The sequence below is a fragment of the Nocardia sp. NPDC004168 genome, assembly GCF_040610355.1.
Classification (GTDB): domain Bacteria; phylum Actinomycetota; class Actinomycetes; order Mycobacteriales; family Mycobacteriaceae; genus Nocardia; species Nocardia sichangensis.
The window spans coordinates 1-1,192 of the sequence record NZ_JBEXME010000111.1 but is presented as its reverse complement, the minus strand read 5'-3'; the positions used below and the strand labels follow the sequence as shown (position 1 = coordinate 1,192).

Annotated in this window: 1 protein-coding gene; it reads left to right on the top strand. The window is 65.5% G+C overall.

Features of this window, described 5'->3' with window-relative positions; genetic code table 11:
• Positions 1-73 precede the first annotated feature (73 nt).
• Positions 74-1,192 (top strand): IS3 family transposase gene (locus tag ABZW96_RS37650; protein WP_355081660.1). Its coding sequence is split into 2 segments (ribosomal slippage), with 1,120 coding nucleotides annotated over them: positions 74-341 and positions 341-1,192; the frame shifts between segments, so codons are not numbered across the junction. This gene is flagged as partial in the annotation.

The window sequence follows — 1,192 nt, the reverse complement described above, 5'->3', positions numbered from 1 at the left end:
CCCGGTGAATGAGTCCGCCCGGATTTAGAGTCCTGTTGGCCCTGGTGAGGGGCTGGAAGGGACACTGAGGACTATGGCAGGACGTAAGCGGCATTCCGCGGAAGAGATCGTGCGGAAGCTGCGTCGTGCCGACGAGTTGGCCGCCGCCGGGGCTTCGGGTGAGGAGATCGCGGCTGAGCTGGGGATCTCGGCGGCGACGTTGTATAACTGGCGTCGTCAGTACGGCGGGATGGACACCGACGCCGCCAAAGAACTCAAGGAACTGCGCGAGCAGAACGCCCGGCTCAAGCGGCTGCTGGCCGATGCCGAGCTGGAGAAAGACGCGTTGCGGGAGATTGCTCGGGGAAACTTCTGAGCCCGGCGGCCCAGCGGCGGGCTGTGGACATGCTCCGGCAGGTCAAGGGCATGTCCGAGCGGTTCGCCTGCAAGGTCGTCGGGTTACATCGGTCCACGTTCCGGCGGCTGCCGCTCGACCAGACACCGGATGATCCCGATGCCGGCGCTCGGGCCTGGCTGCGCGAATACGCGCGCAAGAATCCCTGTCATGGGTTCCGCCGTGCGTGGGCGGCGTTGCGGTTCGACGAAGGCCATCAGGTCAACCGCAAGCGAGTGCACCGGTTGTGGAAGCAGGAGGGCCTGCAGGTTCGCGTGCATCACCGACGTAAACGCGCCGGGTCGTCGTCGGTGTCGGTGATCGACGCGGACGCGCCGAGGACGGTGTGGGCGTTGGACTTCCAGTTCGACTCCACGGTTGATGGGCGGGTGGTGAAGATCGCGTCGATGGTCGATGAGCACACTCGTGAGTCGCTGCTGCACCTGGTGGAACGCTCGATCACCGCAGAGAAGCTGGTCACCGAGCTCGGGCGGGTTTTCGCTGCTCGGGGTGTGCCGAAGGTGCTGCGGTGCGACAACGGTCCCGAGCTGATTTCTGCAGCGCTGCAACGGTTCTGCGTCGATCGGGTCGGTATCGCCTACATTCCGCCCGGCACGCCGTGGAACAACGGCTACATCGAGTCGTTCAACCGCCGGTTGCGCACCGAGTGCCTCAACCGCAACCACTGGACCTCCCTGCTCGAGGCCCGCGTGGTCATCGGTGACTTCAAGACCGACCATAACCTGCGGCACCGGCATTCAGCGCTGGGCTACCGGACACCGGCCGAGTACGCTGCGGCCTGCACCCACACCCACCATC